The organism is Spirosoma arcticum (assembly GCF_054779955.1).
This window is the reverse complement of the sequence record NZ_BAAGXG010000015.1, coordinates 1-15,687: the sequence shown is the minus strand read 5'-3', so window position 1 is coordinate 15,687 and position 15,687 is coordinate 1. Positions and strand designations below refer to the sequence as shown.

The window sequence follows — 15,687 nt, the reverse complement described above, 5'->3', positions numbered from 1 at the left end:
GGCGTTAGACGTTAAAAGGTGAGTACTCCACGAACGTCCATTCGACGCTGCGGAGACTGGCCTGCCGTCGCCAGCCATGCAGGTGAAACCGCCAGTGACGACCCGTGCCACCGGTATCGTCAGTCTGCCCTGGCTCACCAAACAGCAAATCGGCGCGTCCCGTAAGTTGCAGGGTTTCGCCCGCGTCGAAGTCCACGAAAAGTAATCCGGCAGCCGGATTTACGGCCAGATTACCCAGCGTATTGAACATACTATTGCCATTGTAGTCAGGAATGAGCAACGTTTGGGCGTTCTCAACCTGCACAAACCCCGGCTTGCCGCCCCGGTGCGACGCATCCACGTGGTCGGCATCGTGGGCTGAACCAACAAAAAACGTATCGGCCCGGCTAATCCAGTCCATTAAGTCGGGGGGCAGGGTGGTTCCGGTAAACGTGGGCGCGTCGGGTAAACCAACGGGGGCAGTCACCTCAATTTCGCGTCGCTGGATGTAACGGGGGCAAAGTGGGAAAGCTTCGCCCACCGTCAGCCGAAACCCGGTTCCATCGGCCACGATTGGCCCGTTGACCCGCAATCGTCGGCGAGAACTGAGTTCGATGAACAACAGACCCACTGCCGGTTGGCCCGTAACATTGTGCCAAAAAATATCGTCGCGGGCTGAGACCAGACGAGTGGTGTCGAGATTGACTACTGAAGGCGTTTCGGCGATGGCAAAGCCCGGCGTACCGGCCAACAAGGAAGTCCAAACGTGCTGGTCAGCATCAAGGCTACTGGCAATAACCATTGGCTGTTTGTCCACGAATTTGAGGGCACCGTTGGGAATCCGGTCGGTAATCACCTGCCCGTTTCGCCGGGCAATGGGTTCTTCGCCGACCTGGGCTTGCACGGCCAATTCACCGGCATGGAAGGGCGTAGCGGTGTTCATAACTATGGGTGTTTCAGGGTGAAGTGATGAGCAGTCAGCCGGGCAATGCTATTGCTTACCCGGCTGACTGCTCATCAGAACGTGATAATGTGGTAGCCGTCCTGTTGCAGTTTGACGAAACTGGGCAGGCCCGTCGTGCCTGGCACGGCGTTGGTCGTTACCAGATCGTAGCCCGACGGATTGGCCCCAAATGCATCGGCGCAACCGCAGGAAACGCCCTGAACCTTGTCCTCAACGGCGTTGAATAGCGCGTGGAAGGGGTTATCGGGATTTTTGAGGGCTTCGGGCCAGCGCGTACCGGCCCCCTGAAAGAGGATGGATACTTCTTGACCGGCCTGTTTGAAATCGTAGGCGGCAGCCAGGGCGTTGAAGAGTTTGCCGTTTGAATCGTCGGTTCCCGCTTTGGGATCGGAGAGAATAACAAGGGCCGTTTTCATGGCAGTAAACATTAATTTGGTGAAACTTGATTTACTTAATTTTACCGAACGTTCGGTAAATATTTTGACAACAAGAAAGGCAGAACTGAAGAGTCGGCTAATTATTGAGATAAGAAATCGGTTTCGATCTCGGCCAGCGTTTGGCCAAACAGATTGGGTTGTTGCAACGTCCGGGACAGAATCAGTACGCCCTGCACCCGGATGATGACGCTCCGGGCAAGTTGCCCAGCCTCTATTTCGGTCTTGCCGAAGTCGAGCGCGAGTTTGGTAAAGCCTTCGATCCAGCCATTGAAAACCCCGGCAATCTGCTCCCGGAACGTTTCAGCCGCTGACCCCAGCGACAACGCCCGCAACACACAACTCAACTGCCCGCCATCATACAGTGTGTTAATGAAAGCCAGCGCCTTTCTGAGTCGCTCGGCAGGGGGCAAAGCCGTTTGGAGCAGTACGGCGACAATATCGGTCTGACTCGACTGGTCGATGTAATTTAGCACGGCCTGGGCCATCGCCTGTTTGCCATCGGGAAAACGGTGGTACAGACTGGCCTTCTGCAAGCCCGTTGCCTGCGCCAGCTCGGTCATCGTAGCCCCATCGTAACCCACTGACCGGAACACCGTCAGCAACTGGTCAATCACCACATCATCCGTAACTTTTACCAAAGCCATTTTTAAGCACTTTATTTTTAAACCGAACGTTCGGTAAAAAAGTTTGTCCGTATTTAATTTTCTAAGCGATTAGCCTGATGAGTGATGAAAAGTAGGCGCGATTTCCGTTAGGATTCGATTGGTAATCTTGCAAGCCGGGTCTGCTTTTGTGTAACGAAACGGTCGTTCTGACTTTCGACCTTCGTGGTATAAATCCGCAGAACGATGATTACAACTGATAAAACTGACCAAACCAGGGAACCCACGGTTAGTGCCCGGCCTGGTACGAAGCTGACCCGCCAATCCTTTCCGGTTTTAGAAATGACCTGTGCGGCCTGCGCCGTTAGTGTCGAGTCGATGTTAAACAACACACCCGGTGTTGCCAAAGCGGTTGTGAACTACGCCAACCAGTCGGCTACCGTCGAGTACGACCCTAAAACTATTACCCCGGCCGGGATGCAACAGGCCCTGCAATCGGTTGGCTACGACTTAGTGGTCGATGTTGACGATCCGCAGCAGGTGCAACAGGAAGCGCAGCAGCGTCACTATGAGTCATTGAAAATACGGACTCTCTGGGCGGGTGTCCTATCCATTCCAGTGGTCGTGATTGGAATGTTCTTCATGGATATGATCGGGGCTAATTACCTAATGATGGCTTTGTCGGCTCCGGTGGTGTTCTGGCTGGGCCGGTCGTACTTCATAAACGCCTGGAAACAGGCTCGTCATGGTAAGGCCAACATGGACACGCTGGTGGCTCTGTCTACGGGCATCGCCTTCCTATTCAGTGCCTTCAATACATTTTATCCTCAGTTTTGGCACAGCCGGGGACTACACGCGCACGTATATTTTGAAGCGGCAGCGGTCGTGATCGCCTTTATTTCGCTGGGCAAACTCCTCGAAGAACGGGCTAAATCGAACACTTCGTCGGCCCTCAAAAAGTTGATGGGGCTGCAACCGAAGACGGTACGTATCGTCGAGGATGGTGTCGAACGTGAATTCCCCATTGCTCAGGTACGGGTGGGTCAGGTCATCGTCGTGCGGCCGGGTGAGAAGATTCCGGTGGATGGCGAAGTTGAGTCGGGTGAATCGTTCGTGGACGAAAGCATGATTTCGGGCGAAGCTATTCCGGTTGCCAAACGAACGGGCGGATCAGTCTTTGCGGGCACAATCAATCAGAAAGGAGCGTTCCGTTTCACGGCACAAAAGGTAGGCGGGGAAACTGTGCTGGCGCAGATCATCCGCATGGTACAGGAAGCCCAGGGCAGCAAAGCCCCGGTGCAGAAATTAGTGGACAAAATCGCTGGAATTTTCGTGCCAGTCGTCATCGGCATCGCCCTGCTGACGTTCGGGGTCTGGATGTTATTCGGTGGGGAGAACGCCCTTACTCACGCCCTGCTGACCTCCGTTACCGTGCTGGTAATTGCCTGCCCCTGTGCATTAGGGCTGGCCACACCCACCGCCATTATGGTCGGCATCGGTAAGGGAGCCGATAACAACATCCTTATCAAAGATGCTGAAAGTTTAGAATTGGGGTACAAGGTCAATGCGGTTGTGCTGGACAAAACCGGCACCATTACCGAAGGTAAACCAACCGTCACGGACGTGGCCTGGCAGGTAAGCGCAGATGAGATAGCCAATCTATCGCCGGTGCTGTACGCGCTGGAAGCACAGTCTGAACACCCGCTGGCCGACGCAGTGATCGAGCGGCTGAGAACCGATGGCATCAGCGGAGTGGCGATTGACGGGTTCGAGAGCCTGACGGGGCGGGGCGTTTCGGGTCGCTATCATGGCGAGACTTATATTGTGGGCAACGCCCGGCTACTGGCCGAACCGCAACTTCTGAACGGCACACTCACGGCTGACCCTGCCATTCAGAAGTTGGCAACAGCCTGGCAAGAGGAAGCCAAAACAGTGGTCTATTTCGCCGATCAGACCCGTATTCTGGCGGTGCTGGCCATCGCCGACCCGGTGAAAGAGACTTCCCGCGAAGCCATTCATACACTGAGAAAACGTGGGATTGCCGTGTATATGATGACCGGCGATAACATACAAACGGCGGGGGCCGTTGCCAAAGCTGTTGGCCTAAGTGACTTCCGGGCCGAGGCCCTGCCCGCCGACAAAGCCGAATTTGTCAAGGAGCTTCAGACACAAGGCAAGGTGGTGGCCATGATCGGCGATGGTATCAACGACTCACAGGCGCTGGCGCAAGCCGACGTGAGCATTGCCATGGGGCGCGGCTCCGACATTGCGATGGACGTAGCCAAGATGACGCTCATCACTTCCGACCTCAACAGCGTTCCAAAGGCCCTGCAACTCTCGAAAAAGACGGTACAGACCATCCGTCAGAATTTGTTCTGGGCATTCATCTATAACCTCATCGGCATTCCGATTGCAGCCGGATTGCTGTATCCAATTAACGGTTTCATGCTGAACCCAATGATTGCCGGGGCAGCGATGGCTCTTAGCTCGGTGTCGGTCGTAATGAATAGTCTGCGGCTGCGGGCGGCTACGTTGTCTTAGGGGTTAAGGCAGTTTAACAACCCCAAACGAGCACAACCGCCCGTTCACGATTGATCGTGAACGGGCGGTTGTGCTCGTTTAATTACCCTTTCAAGCTGGCTTCGAGTCTCTTCAATTCGGCGATTTCCTTGGTTTGCTGTTTGATGATAGCGCTGGCCATCGTTTTCATCGGTTGGGTCTTGCCTTTCTTCAAAAAAGCCCGCGACATCTCCACGGCTTGCTGATGATGCTGCGCCATCATGCTGGCAAAGTCATGGTCAGTTTTTCCGTTCATCGAGTGGCTGCCCGCGTGCATAGCTTTCATGGCCTCCGGGTCCATCTTCGCCGAAGTCGACATCGGTTTGTGGCTGCTTAAAAATTGATCGAGTGCCTTAATCTCCTTCTGATTTGTCGCCTTAATGGTCGAAGCTAATGCCTTCGTTTTGGCGTTTGCACCCTGTTTGATTTCCAGATCGGCCATATACACAGCACCCTGATGGTGCAGCTTCATCATTGAAGCAAAATTATGATCGGGGTCGCCACTCATTTTCATATTCATCATTTGAGTCATCGCCGACTGCATGGATTTCATCATGGCGTTGCTGGCTGACTCTTGAGCCAGCGAGGATTGAGTAAAAAAAAGAACGGCACTTAGTGCAGTATTGACAAATACGTTGCTTTTCATGATGTCGAGTAAACAGTTTTATTCACAGGTAAAACCCGGCGCACTTGAGTAGGGTTTTTACAAGATTTTCACTTGGACTTATAGAATTTATGGGCATCATTATGACAAAGGAGCTACAACTTAGAAGTCCCTTCAGGGGTGGGCTGATGACCAATCAATTAGGTGATTTCGTATGTACACTAAACCAAATCAAAAAGCCGCGTACAGTTCTGCTGAACGCGGCTTTTCATTTACCTGATTTTTTTGGTACACTTACAGAAAGAAAGTGCTTTTTTCTGAGCCGATGAGAGCTATCCCCACTAACGCCACGCTGCCCCAACTGATCAACCACTATCGAACCGTATCGGCCTGTATCGAAATGGGCACGCTTAATGACTTAACCCTGCATACCTACCACTCGATGGCAATCGATGGTTATTCCCTGACCCTACCCCAAACGCAGGCCCTACTTCAAAATCGCATTCAGATTCCAGGTAAGCCACTAACCTATCAATGGGCGATGATCGACCATCATCAAGCCCTCCAGCAGATACTCTCACTGGCCAGTCAGCATGAACCCATCAACTTGATCGCCCTTCTGTCCTGAACCCTTGAAGGTGAGCCAGTGAGAAATAGAGTAAAAAACTTAATTTTCACTGGTAATTGGAAAGGGAAATGAAAGCAGCCGGGCCGCCGGTGCGGACGATTCTCAGAATCGCAGATCGTGGCGATTCTTAAACAACAGGACAGCGGTCAAACCGTCGCCCACATCACCCGCGAGCATGGCATTAGCGAGGCTACTTTTTATAATTGGCGAGCCAAATACGGCGGCATGCAGGTTTCCGAAGTGAAGCGCCTTAAAGAGTTGGAAGACGAGAACCGCCGACTCAAAAACGGGGCCGCCCGAGCGGATGTATGCTGAGCTAAGTTTACAAAACGAAATAATCAAGGAAGCCCTGGCAAAAAAGTGGTGAGGCCCGCCGAGCGTCGAATAGTGGTCAAGTGGATGGTTAATCAGAAACAGATTAGTCAACGCAAAGCCTGTCGTTGGCGGTCCCGCGTCCGGGTGGGCCTTAGCCGCAATGCAATGGCTGAGCCAGTAGCCATTAAAGACAAGGACAAAGTACTGGCAAGCCGGATCGAGCAATTGGCCCGGCGGCACAAACAATGGGGCGTACTGAAGATCTACCGTCGGTTGCGCAAGCAGGGAGAGTTAGTTAACCACAAGCGAATCAGACGTTTGTATAGAAGTTTAGGTTTAAGCTTACGGCGAAAGACGAAGAAAAGGCTACCGGAGGCTGTGCGTCGTCCGCTGCCAAAAGCGATGGCTTGTAATCAATGCTGGTCGCTGGATTTTACCTCGGATAGCTTAACCGGTGGTCGTAAGTTTCGCACCGCTCCGGCGGCCCGGCTTGAATGTAGTTGACGATTATAACCGAGAAGCTTTGGGCATCGAACGGGGCCGCCCGTGCGGTGGATTATTCACTGCCAGCTCAGCGGGTTACCCGATTATTAGATCGGCTGGTCGAGCAGTATGGTAAGCCAGAACGGTTACGTAGTGACAATGGGCCTGAGTTTATCAGTCAAGCACTGCAGGATTGGTGCTCGGACAGGGAAATCGGCTTACATTGGATCGAACCGGGCAAACCGACTCAGAATGCCTACATCGAACCGTTCAATGGGACCTTTCGTCGCGAGGTTTTAGATGCTCACATTTTCACGAGTATCAGGCAGGTACGGCGAGTGGTAGATGAGTGGCTGTTGGAATACAACACAGAACGGCCTCATCAAGCCTTGAAGTTTATGACGCCGGTTGAATACCGACAGGCGGCTTAAATTCCAGTCACAACTGGCTCACCGAACGGGGTAAGGACACTTCAACAGGTAGCCGCCACGTTGATGCACCAGACAGGTGGGCTTATCCACTCGCTGCTGAGTAGTTATGATACCCGTAAAGGTGAACTACGCATTGATAGTGCCGGGGCTGGCAGGCGGATGTTAGTGGCGGCTCACAAACTACCCGCTGCCTTAACGGAGTTGCTCAAAGAGGCAACACCCGCATCACCCAATTGAAAACACCTCGGCAACTTTATGACCTGTCTTTCACAGCTCACTTTCAACTCTTAACCTTGCATCCTTTCGGGGTGGGTAATGGTCGGTTGGCCCGGCTGCTGATGAGCTACATTCAGCACTACCACCAGTTGCCGCTTAGTTTAGTCTATGTCGATAACCGACCGGCCTACCTCGGCAGACTGGAAAGCAGTTGGCAGCAGAAAACGACGATTCCCATCGTGGGTTTTATGCATTGTCAGTTGCTGCGGTTGTTAACCGAAGGCGTTGACCAGCCACCTTATGAGCATATATCAGATTGAGCAATCAATTTGGAATCGGATGGCCGAAGCCAGGGAATAAAAAGCCAATTTCACTCCCCATTCACATCCTGGCCAGTCTCGGTCGGAATCGGAGGTTTAACTGAACGGTTTTGAGTAGGGGAGGGGTATAGCTGATCGTGATCGGTTTAATAGCTGTCAACACCATTCTAGGGCATACGGTCGGCTGATAAGTTGAAGGTGTTACTCCCCCATTACAGCACTGCCAACTCTAAGACGATTCCGCCAATCTGCTTCAGGCGAGCAAAATAGGCGGTAGGTTCGAGCAGTTGATAGGGAAAGTAGAGCCCGGCGGGAGTCGCCCGATTGCCATCAAGTCCGATAAGCTGTTCGAGAATCATGGCGACACCCAGGCTCGTCAGCAGCGTTTGCCCCTGCGGATGAACAACAGCATGACGAGTGCGGAACGGTCGGCCCCCATGATCCTGGCCCGCCAGTTCGATGATGATTTCGGTTGACATCGGTTCGCCCCGACGGCGGGTGGAGGTGACGCCAACGGCGAGATTGAACTCAACGTTCGGCGCGTTAGTCGCGCTCGCCAAGCCGACAATATCATAGGCGGCGAAGGCCGAGGCTTCCATCTCGGTGCCGTCAACAGCGCGGAAGGTGGCCTTGGCATCGTCGCCCTCGCGCCAGATATAAGCACCATCGCGCAGGGTCAGCGCCGCAGACATGGTCTTTGTCAAGCGCTCAAGGTCGGCGGTTGTCGCCGGGCCGCCGGTATCTTGCTCATCGAGCAAAGCGCCGATGGTGATTTTCTCAACCCGGCGAAACGCCTTGGCGAACTCAAGCGTGGGGATCGTTGTGGCGCCCACAAGCCATTCGGCGCCGAGGACGACCGGCGCAGCGGTCGGCTTGTGGATGTAGGCTGCCACTTCGGGGCCGATCTCGGTGATGCCTCCAGAGATGCTGATGTGCGGCACCCCGCGTACCTGGGCGAAACGGAGTCCGGCAATCCTATCGTCTTTGGGAAAGACGGCGACGGCGCTGACCGGGCGCGAGCCAAGGCCAAGGTCAGCAGCGGACAGGTCCAGCACCACGCTCTGCGCACCGCTGAATTCGGCTGCGACATCTTCGGCCTTGGCCAGATCGCGGCCGCCGATTAGTAGCGGCACGTTGGGATGGGTGGCGTGCAGAAATCGTGCCGTCGAGCGACCGATCATACCGGAACCGCCAATCAAAAGAATGGGAGCGAATGACATTTCGAAACCTTTTGTTTTGGGTTACTTTTGGCAAAATTAACTTACCATTCGTAACTTACCAAAAGTAAGTTACGAATGGTAAGTTCGTAGAGTAACGTTTATCGATGGCCTGCATTACAAGAAGGATTGCTGAATTATGAAGTACTCTTCAGTACCACAATCACAAAAAACGGCTTCTGGCCGGCTCTCAAAGGCGGAGCGACGGCGCCAGTTGCTCGACATAGCCCTGGTCATTGTCCGTGAGGAAGGGGCTGATCGGCTGACCTTGGGACACCTGGCTGCGCGTGCTGGCGTTTCCAAGCCCATCACCTACGAACACTTCGGCACCCGCCCGGGGCTGTTGTCCGAACTCTACAAGTCGCTCGACCAGCAACAGGCAACTGCGCTGCGAGAAGCCTTGAGCCGTGGCCACCACAACTTGACGGATACGGCCCACGTGCTCGCCAGCGCTTATGTCCACTGTTCCGCCGATACGAGTGGGGAATGGCATGCCGTGGGGGCGGCGCTATCGGGCAGCGAGGAAATGGGCGCGGTGCACCGAGAACTGCTGGAGGGGTATGTGCAGTTATTCGCATCGGCGCTCGCGCAGCACAGCACGCTGCCGGCCGAGGTACTACACCGGCGCTGCGTGGGGCTGGTCGGGGCGGGCGAAGCGCTCTCGATCCTGATGATCGGTGGTCAGTGCAGCGAGCAGGAGGCGGCGGAATCCTTTTCCGCGCTGATCCGAGGCGGACTTGGCGAGCCGTTACCACTGCTGTAACACGATACGGTAGAAAACATGCCTTAACGAATACGCAAGGGGATAAAATCCAGTAGGCATGTTGTATTCCCCATGGGTTCGCTTACCTGCCTATTTGGCCGTACAGGCTAGCGCTCCAACCTTATATTGACCCATACGCCTGCTTTTACGAACTGCCTCTATTTTATGCCCGAAGGAAAAGGAGCAATGCTGTAGGCCGACAACCACTTGATTTTGACACTTCCGTTCGGTGTGACCCGTAGGTTGCATAGGATAACGATGTGCAGCTACTTCCCGTACGCGGCTGCGTACCCCTTTCGTAGATACGCCCTGCTGAACAGCATCAATTAGTCGAATAATTTAATCATTTGACTAATTATGCTATACCGTTATCTTTGAAATTGTTTTATGAAGCATGATGGAGAGCACACTGACAACGGAGGAGAGAATCAGGCAGGCAGCCACCAAGGTTTTTCTGGAGAAGGGTTTTGATGGGACAACAACGCGCGACATTGCCGCCGAAGCCGGCATCAACTTAGCCTTACTCAACTACTACTTTCGCAACAAGCAAAAGCTGTTCGATTTGGTTTTTAAAGACATGTTTCAGCTATTCTTCGAGGGTATTACAACTATTCTCAGCCAATCTATTCCACTCAAGGACAAAATCACGGCCCTGATCGACTACGATTTCAGCATGTTACGGCAAAGCCCGGATCTGGGCTTTTTTGTACTGGGCGAGATGCATCGTAACCCCAACGGATTCGTGCCCAGTATAGCGCGGTCGATGGTGCAGTTTCAAGAGCAGCTTGAGGAAGCCCACCAAGCCGGACTAACCCGACCCGTCACCGCGGCTCACCTAATGAACATCATATCGGCGAATACACAGTTCGTTTTCCTAAACAAGAGTGTGCATGTGAAAGTGTGGAAACAAACAGACGCGGAGTTTGATGCCTTCGTGTTGGAGCACGAAAAAATAATAAGCGATATGATTATAAGCTACTTATTTATCAGTTAACCAGCGGTTTATATTTTTTTATTGATTAATTAGTCAAACGACTTAATCATTTGACTAACATTATGTCAGAAAATAAGTTTCTACTAAAAACCCAAAGCAAACGTACTATGAAAACTCAACACAACCCACTTAAACGCGTTCTGGTTACCGGTGGCAGCATCGCTGCTAATACGCTCGCGTGGTGGCTTGTCGAAGCAGGCTTTACCGTCACCGTCATTGAAAAGGCCTCGGAGTTCCGCGAAGGTGGGCAGAGCATCGACGTCCGCGGCATTGCCCGCACCGTCATCGACCGGATGGGTATCGCCAAAGAGGTTGATCAGAACGGTACGGGCGAAACCGGCTGGACCTACGTTGACCAGAACGGCGAACTAGTCGCTGCGTTCAGACTGGAGGATGTTGGGGGGGAAGGCCCAACTGCCAAATTCGAAATTCTACGGGGCGATCTGGCGCGTATCATGTACGAGCATGTGCGCGACCGCGTGGACTACCGCTTCGGTGACGCTATCGCAGAACTGGATAATAAAGCGGATGGGGTCCATGTTTGCTTAGAAAGCGGCAAAGAAGAAGATTATGACCTTGTGCTGGTCGCCGAAGGCGTTGGGTCGTCGACGCGCGAACTGGTGTTCGAGGGGGAGAACCATCCGCGCTGGATGGACATGACGCTGGGGTTCTTCACAATTCCCAGGGGAAAAAGTGATGGTACGGACGCACGCTGGTACAACGCGGTGGGTGGTCGCTGCATCTTCCTGCGCCCCGACTCGCACGGTACAACACGGGCCGTCCTGACCCTCCAAAGCGAAGCCCGCAGGTCGGAAAACAAGTCGGACGAAGAGGCCAAGGCATGGCTCAAGGAGACGTTTGCCGACGCGGGCTGGGAAGCGCCCCGCGTGCTGGCCGGTCTTGAGCAAGCCGATGACCTTTATTTCCAGGTGTTGCGCCAGGTGAAAATGGATCGCTGGTCCGACGGTCGCGTCGCGTTGACGGGCGATGCAGCCTGGTGTGCAACCCCGGTCAGCGGCATCGGCACCACGCTGGCGGTGGTTGGTGCCTACGTATTAGCCGGTGAGCTGGCGAAGACCGATGATTACGGGCAAGCGTTTCAAAACTACGAGCGCATCATGCGACCGTTTGTCGAGGAGGGGCAAAGCGTGGGTAAGTTCAACCAGCTATGGACGTACCCGCACAGCAAATTCGGTATTGCGCTTCAGCACGCAGCCCTGAGCGTGCTGTCAAAGCCTGGCATCCGCGATTTGTTCCTGAAGATTGGGATGCGTGATCCTGAGGACATTGAGCTTCCCCAGTATGAGTTTAGTACCCCACCAGCTGGTTTGTGAACTACCCGACTTGTCATGGCTGTACATGATCTTATTGTAGATGCTTTTATGAACATCGATTCGGTGCCGCGTTAATGGTGCAGTGAAATCTTATCAACTAAAACAATTGCTCCATGCAAAATCAACACAACTCGCTGAACGCGTTGGAAATTGACAAACTCTAAGACAAAATCAAGGATATCAAAGTCACCATGATGACCACGCATGAGCCGGATGATAATTAGCATATCCGGCTCATGGGTACACTCGAGATAGCCCCCGACGGTACCAGGTGGTTCCCGGCTTACGATGATTCAAATAAAGTGCGTGAAATTGGGCAGGATAACCGCGTAGCTCACGGCTTCTCGAACCCCAGTTCTCAAACGTACGTCTCGCTGTCGGGCCGTGGCGAAGTTACCAAGGACAAAGCTAAGATTAACGAACTGTGGGACGACACGCTGAAAACCTGGTTCCCCAACGGCAAAGATGACCCGCGCATCTGCCTTATCAACGTAAAGGCCCACGCCGACGAATACTGGGATCGTCCCGGTGGCAAACTGCTGCTGCTGTTTATAGTAGCGAGAGGTGTAATTACCGGTCAGCCGGACACATCGGGCCGCAGCGAGAAAATAGGCGATGAACCCCGGTAACTTGGCGTAAAGGGTAGGGCTTTTAGCAATGCTTACAACAGAAAACCAATCATTATGTTCGGCCAACCGGTGCCCTACGGTTAGGCAAAACTACCCGATAAGCAGGCACTCGCTCGTTTTACGGCTCACCCGATCAGTCCTTGCCGAGTTGAGCCGCCTACCGGTACTCATTGTGTCGTATACCGTCAGCCAACTTAGTATCAGGGTCAAACGGGACTGTACAATAAAAGGACGTACTAATGGCGGTGCTCTTCAATTAAAAATGTTTGACCAACAACACAGCTGTACATCTCATGACTAAAGTTCTTGTTTTCCGAACCAACATCAACTCTCTTGACCGGCTCTACCGGACGGCCTGTCTAATGGGTCATTTACGGCACAGTGTTTCTGGCTGGAACGTCGATATGGAAGATTGTGACTGCGTGTTACGGATCGAAACGGATAGGGTCACCGAAGCAGAAGTTGTCCGCTTAGTGAGGCAGGCTGGCCTGAACTGTGACCCTTTGGACTAACAAATCCATAAATAAATAGACGCTCTGTCTTATCCTGATTTAGGTTGTCAACTTTGGGTGAAAATTGACAACCTAAATCAGGATAAGACAACGGTCAACTTATTTTAGGACGATACAATCATAGCCAGCTCCGGCCTAAATGGGAGGGTTTCCTGGACGATTTTTATCGACGGTTGATCTTGGTACAAATCACTCATTGACAGTGAGTTACAAGTTCAATAAACGTCAATAGTTTACCTTTCATTGGACAAAATCGGTGGTGACCAGTCCTGAAATCCGTTGACCGTTTGTTCGAAGCATACGCCATCCTGCTTACCCTGAGCGAAAAAGCCGAGGCCTTTGCCGATCTTCCCAAAGCCGCTATCGGCTAACCAACTCCGAAAAGGGATGTTGACAAAGAAGAAAGCCATAAATAGCGGATTTCATGATCGGCCAAAAACAGATTTCAGCGTTCCGGGGGGCAGACCTTCCGTATAAGCCAAACTCAACAGGAAGGTGAGTAGCTGATGCTCACCAATAACTTGCCGGTGGGGGTGATGCCAGGCGTTCATAAAGGTCCTGACCAGAATGGTTTTAGACGCCGATGCCCCTAAATCAGCCGATAGAATAAGACCCCACAGTTTAGGCGCATACTGATCATAAAATGACGTAAAGCCCTGAAGATCGTTGATGGTCGGTTTGGTGGAGTCAGCGATCATTGGTACGTTGAGAAGTTACCGTAAAGGTCACCCAACCCGCTCGTTTCAACAATGACAGTTTCTACAACAGAGAATGACAAACGTCAGTTGCTGGCCTGATCTTTATCAGGTTCGAACCTGCTCAACATCAGCCTGTCAGCGCTTCAGGCGGGTAAGTTTGTCGATATCGAGCAGGGTAATCTGGCTGGCATTGATTTCAATCAGCTCTTCGGCCCGTAAATCGCCCAGAATACGAATGACCGTTTCGGTGGAGGCCCCCACTAAGTGCGACCAGTTTTCGCGCGACAGGGTCATCGCTAGTGAGGTGTTAAGTGCCGGATCGCCGGAGGTGCGGCTATCCGAGGTACGGCCTTCCGACCTCGAAGCGTCGGCTTCCCCCGGTACGGTAACGGCGGAGTATTTAGAATCCGGCAGTAACGGATAGAATTTTCGCTGATACATCAGCAACGCTTCGGCAACCCGTTTGCGTACCGACTGATAAGCCAGCTTCAGCAGCCGTTCCTGGAGTTCGGCGACGTCGCCGGCCAGCATCCGGATAAATTGGTTAGCCGCTTCCTGATGGTGATAGATCAGGGCCATAAAGTCGGCTTTAGGAATGGTGCAGACCAGCGCATCGTCCAGCAGTTCGGCGGTTTCACCGTAGCGCTCTTCTTCCAGCAATGCCAGGTACCCCACAAAGTCGCCGGGTCCAATCAGGCCCGTGATATACTCGTTGCCCGCAGCGTCTATTTTGGAAAGTTTGGCTTTGCCACTGTTGATAAAATACAAGGCTGTCGGCCAGCTTCCCGCCGTAAATAGCCGGTGTTTTCGGTTATACTGCGTCGTTGGATAAAAATCGCACAGCGACTGGCGGGCGTCGGTCTCATCCAGCATGGCCAGCGTCAGTTTGTCTAAGCTGGTGGTGGTCGCGGTTGGGTCGGTCGGTCGGTCCGCGCCTTTTTTGAGCCGTAGCTCTACCGCACCCAGCAGGGTGAGGTCGTCGAAGGGCTTGGTCAGGTAGTCGTCCGCGCCTAAGTTCATCCCAGCCCGGAAATCAGTCGGGTCCGCTTTCGCCGTCAGAAAAATAAACGGCACATCCGATAAGGCGGGGTCTTTCCGAAGGATATGTAAGACGCCGAAGCCATCGAGTTCAGGCATCGTGATGTCGCACAGAATCAGATCCGGGCGGTGGTGGCGGGCCCGTTCGATTCCCTCTTTGCCGTTGGCCACCTGCACAACTTCGTAAGGGGCCAGCTCGAGGATTTCGGCGATGTTCTCCCGCATGGCCGGGGTGTCTTCGATGACCAGAATGGTTTTCATGGTATAGGTGGGGATACCGGGAGCTGAACGGTGAAGACCGTGCCCGAATCAAGCTGACTGGTAAAGGTAACCATTCCGCCCAGCAGATCCACGTAGCGCTTGACCACATACAGGCCCAGGCCCGTGCCCGAAACGTGATTGACGTTTCGGGCACGGAAAAAATTGATAAACAGCTTGTCTTTGTCCGCGTCAGGGATGCCGATCCCCTCGTCCCGGACGGTCAGCCAGAGTTGATCGCCGTCAACACGCGTCGTGAGTTCGATTTCTTTGCCATCGGCCGAGTATTTACTGGCGTTGACCAGCAGATTGATCAGGATGTTTTTAAGCATCTGTCCGTCGAGCGAAATAGCCGGTTCCCCCGACCGATGGGTATAGACCACCCGCTGATGGGGCTTGATTACGGCCTGCATGTCGTCGATGACTTCCTGGCAGAAGGTGATGATATGGAGCGGCTGCGGACGGCCGTGCAGGGTGGACTCTTCCATCTGACTGAGCGAGAGAAAGTCGTTCAGCAGCCCCGTCAGGCCCTGCACCGCCGATTTAATGCGCTGCACGTGCCGTTCCCGCTTTTCGCCGTCGTCGGGACCGTCGTACCGCCCGATCAGGGACGCCGACGAGAGGATCGTGCCCATCGGGGTGCGAAACTCGTGGGAGGCCAGCGTGACGAAATTGGACTTTAGTTCGTTGAGTTCGCGCTCCCGAA

Annotated in this window: 18 protein-coding genes and 1 pseudogene; 10 read left to right on the top strand and 9 right to left on the bottom strand. The window is 53.4% G+C overall.

The features are described from left to right. Nucleotides 1-4: 4 nt before the first annotated feature. The 3 genes from ACYVHB_RS25655 to ACYVHB_RS25645 form a co-directional block, all read right to left on the bottom strand. A complete protein-coding gene (locus ACYVHB_RS25655) occupies nt 5-922 on the bottom strand; it encodes a pyridoxamine 5'-phosphate oxidase family protein (protein WP_461054679.1) in 918 nt (305 codons plus the stop codon). 74 nt (nt 923-996) lie between these two features. Then, the gene (locus ACYVHB_RS25650; protein ID WP_461054678.1) at nt 997-1,359 is read right to left on the bottom strand and encodes a DsrE family protein; all 363 of its coding nucleotides are present in this window, start codon (nt 1,357-1,359) and stop codon (nt 997-999) included. Between the two features lie 101 nt (nt 1,360-1,460). Further along, on the bottom strand, nt 1,461-2,024 hold the full coding sequence (locus ACYVHB_RS25645; RefSeq protein WP_461054677.1) for a TetR/AcrR family transcriptional regulator: 564 nt from the start codon (nt 2,022-2,024) through the stop codon (nt 1,461-1,463). A 204-nt stretch (nt 2,025-2,228) separates the two neighbouring features. Here ACYVHB_RS25645 and ACYVHB_RS25640 point away from each other — a divergent pair, with 204 nt between their 5' ends. Beyond that, nucleotides 2,229-4,523: a heavy metal translocating P-type ATPase gene (locus ACYVHB_RS25640; protein ID WP_461054676.1), complete on the top strand. Its 2,295-nt coding sequence runs from the start codon at nt 2,229-2,231 to the stop codon at nt 4,521-4,523. A gap of 82 nt (nt 4,524-4,605) precedes the next feature. On the opposite strand, the gene ACYVHB_RS25635 is transcribed toward ACYVHB_RS25640, so the two are convergent. Further along, nucleotides 4,606-5,187 carry a DUF305 domain-containing protein gene (locus ACYVHB_RS25635; protein WP_461054675.1) on the bottom strand — a complete coding sequence of 194 codons (582 nt, stop codon included), beginning with the start codon at nt 5,185-5,187 and terminating at the stop codon, nt 4,606-4,608. Nucleotides 5,188-5,470: 283 nt separating this feature from the next. Here ACYVHB_RS25635 and ACYVHB_RS25630 point away from each other — a divergent pair, with 283 nt between their 5' ends. From ACYVHB_RS25630 to ACYVHB_RS25615, 4 genes and pseudogenes are all read left to right on the top strand, one after another. Further along, nucleotides 5,471-5,773 (top strand): hypothetical protein, encoded by a 303-nt coding sequence (locus ACYVHB_RS25630; protein WP_461054674.1) that lies wholly within the window; start codon nt 5,471-5,473, stop codon nt 5,771-5,773. 114 nt (nt 5,774-5,887) lie between these two features. Beyond that, nucleotides 5,888-7,002 (top strand): annotated as a pseudogene (locus tag ACYVHB_RS25625) (IS3 family transposase). Nucleotides 7,003-7,065: 63 nt separating this feature from the next. Further along, the gene (locus ACYVHB_RS25620) at nt 7,066-7,239 is read left to right on the top strand and encodes a hypothetical protein (protein ID WP_461054673.1); all 174 of its coding nucleotides are present in this window, start codon (nt 7,066-7,068) and stop codon (nt 7,237-7,239) included. Then, nucleotides 7,236-7,538 (top strand): Fic family protein, encoded by a 303-nt coding sequence (locus ACYVHB_RS25615; RefSeq protein WP_461054672.1) that lies wholly within the window; start codon nt 7,236-7,238, stop codon nt 7,536-7,538. Before ACYVHB_RS25620 ends, ACYVHB_RS25615 begins: the two co-directional genes overlap by 4 nt. Before the next feature lie 212 nt (nt 7,539-7,750). Here ACYVHB_RS25615 and ACYVHB_RS25610 read toward each other — a convergent pair whose 3' ends face one another. After that, on the bottom strand, nt 7,751-8,758 hold the full coding sequence (locus ACYVHB_RS25610) for a hypothetical protein (protein ID WP_461054671.1): 1,008 nt from the start codon (nt 8,756-8,758) through the stop codon (nt 7,751-7,753). Between the two features lie 136 nt (nt 8,759-8,894). Here ACYVHB_RS25610 and ACYVHB_RS25605 point away from each other — a divergent pair, with 136 nt between their 5' ends. From ACYVHB_RS25605 to ACYVHB_RS25585, 5 genes are all read left to right on the top strand, one after another. Next, complete coding sequence (locus ACYVHB_RS25605; protein WP_461054670.1) at nt 8,895-9,518, top strand: TetR/AcrR family transcriptional regulator; 624 nt, start codon at nt 8,895-8,897, stop codon at nt 9,516-9,518. 394 nt (nt 9,519-9,912) lie between these two features. After that, complete coding sequence (locus ACYVHB_RS25600; protein ID WP_461054669.1) at nt 9,913-10,512, top strand: TetR/AcrR family transcriptional regulator; 600 nt, start codon at nt 9,913-9,915, stop codon at nt 10,510-10,512. Between the two features lie 107 nt (nt 10,513-10,619). Then, on the top strand, nt 10,620-11,846 hold the full coding sequence (locus ACYVHB_RS25595) for an FAD-dependent monooxygenase (protein WP_461054668.1): 1,227 nt from the start codon (nt 10,620-10,622) through the stop codon (nt 11,844-11,846). A gap of 236 nt (nt 11,847-12,082) precedes the next feature. Beyond that, nucleotides 12,083-12,475 (top strand): pyridoxamine 5'-phosphate oxidase family protein, encoded by a 393-nt coding sequence (locus tag ACYVHB_RS25590; protein ID WP_461054667.1) that lies wholly within the window; start codon nt 12,083-12,085, stop codon nt 12,473-12,475. Between the two features lie 293 nt (nt 12,476-12,768). Beyond that, nucleotides 12,769-12,987, top strand: coding sequence for a hypothetical protein (locus ACYVHB_RS25585; RefSeq protein ID WP_461054666.1), 219 nt, complete (start codon nt 12,769-12,771; stop codon nt 12,985-12,987). 233 nt (nt 12,988-13,220) lie between these two features. Here ACYVHB_RS25585 and ACYVHB_RS25580 read toward each other — a convergent pair whose 3' ends face one another. The 4 genes from ACYVHB_RS25580 to ACYVHB_RS25565 form a co-directional block, all read right to left on the bottom strand. Continuing rightward, nucleotides 13,221-13,397, bottom strand: coding sequence for a hypothetical protein (locus ACYVHB_RS25580; RefSeq protein WP_461054665.1), 177 nt, complete (start codon nt 13,395-13,397; stop codon nt 13,221-13,223). A 12-nt stretch (nt 13,398-13,409) separates the two neighbouring features. Continuing rightward, a complete protein-coding gene (locus ACYVHB_RS25575; protein ID WP_461054664.1) occupies nt 13,410-13,685 on the bottom strand; it encodes a hypothetical protein in 276 nt (91 codons plus the stop codon). Between the two features lie 135 nt (nt 13,686-13,820). Continuing rightward, nucleotides 13,821-14,984, bottom strand: a complete 1,164-nt coding sequence (locus ACYVHB_RS25570) for a response regulator (protein ID WP_461054663.1) — start codon at nt 14,982-14,984, stop codon at nt 13,821-13,823. Next, nucleotides 14,981-15,687: sensor histidine kinase (locus tag ACYVHB_RS25565; RefSeq protein WP_461054662.1), on the bottom strand; the 707-nt coding region annotated here is incomplete at its 5' end. The genes ACYVHB_RS25570 and ACYVHB_RS25565, both read right to left, overlap by 4 nt.

Excerpts from the sequence above, each read along its gene's own strand:
- ACYVHB_RS25610 (WP_461054671.1), bottom strand. The coding sequence starts at position 8,758 with ATGTCATTCGCTCCCATTCTTTTGATTGGCGGTTCCGGTATGATCGGT.
- ACYVHB_RS25590 (WP_461054667.1), top strand. The coding sequence starts at position 12,083 with ATGGGTACACTCGAGATAGCCCCCGACGGTACCAGGTGGTTCCCGGCT.
- ACYVHB_RS25650 (WP_461054678.1), bottom strand. The coding sequence starts at position 1,359 with ATGAAAACGGCCCTTGTTATTCTCTCCGATCCCAAAGCGGGAACCGAC.
- ACYVHB_RS25585 (WP_461054666.1), top strand. The coding sequence starts at position 12,769 with ATGACTAAAGTTCTTGTTTTCCGAACCAACATCAACTCTCTTGACCGG.
- ACYVHB_RS25595 (WP_461054668.1), top strand. The coding sequence starts at position 10,620 with ATGAAAACTCAACACAACCCACTTAAACGCGTTCTGGTTACCGGTGGC.
- ACYVHB_RS25575 (WP_461054664.1), bottom strand. The coding sequence starts at position 13,685 with ATGATCGCTGACTCCACCAAACCGACCATCAACGATCTTCAGGGCTTT.
- ACYVHB_RS25620 (WP_461054673.1), top strand. The coding sequence starts at position 7,066 with ATGCACCAGACAGGTGGGCTTATCCACTCGCTGCTGAGTAGTTATGAT.
- ACYVHB_RS25580 (WP_461054665.1), bottom strand. The coding sequence starts at position 13,397 with ATGGCTTTCTTCTTTGTCAACATCCCTTTTCGGAGTTGGTTAGCCGAT.
- ACYVHB_RS25630 (WP_461054674.1), top strand. The coding sequence starts at position 5,471 with ATGAGAGCTATCCCCACTAACGCCACGCTGCCCCAACTGATCAACCAC.
- ACYVHB_RS25640 (WP_461054676.1), top strand. The coding sequence starts at position 2,229 with ATGATTACAACTGATAAAACTGACCAAACCAGGGAACCCACGGTTAGT.
- ACYVHB_RS25655 (WP_461054679.1), bottom strand. The coding sequence starts at position 922 with ATGAACACCGCTACGCCCTTCCATGCCGGTGAATTGGCCGTGCAAGCC.
- ACYVHB_RS25645 (WP_461054677.1), bottom strand. The coding sequence starts at position 2,024 with ATGGCTTTGGTAAAAGTTACGGATGATGTGGTGATTGACCAGTTGCTG.
- ACYVHB_RS25600 (WP_461054669.1), top strand. The coding sequence starts at position 9,913 with ATGATGGAGAGCACACTGACAACGGAGGAGAGAATCAGGCAGGCAGCC.
- ACYVHB_RS25605 (WP_461054670.1), top strand. The coding sequence starts at position 8,895 with ATGAAGTACTCTTCAGTACCACAATCACAAAAAACGGCTTCTGGCCGG.
- ACYVHB_RS25570 (WP_461054663.1), bottom strand. The coding sequence starts at position 14,984 with ATGAAAACCATTCTGGTCATCGAAGACACCCCGGCCATGCGGGAGAAC.
- ACYVHB_RS25635 (WP_461054675.1), bottom strand. The coding sequence starts at position 5,187 with ATGAAAAGCAACGTATTTGTCAATACTGCACTAAGTGCCGTTCTTTTT.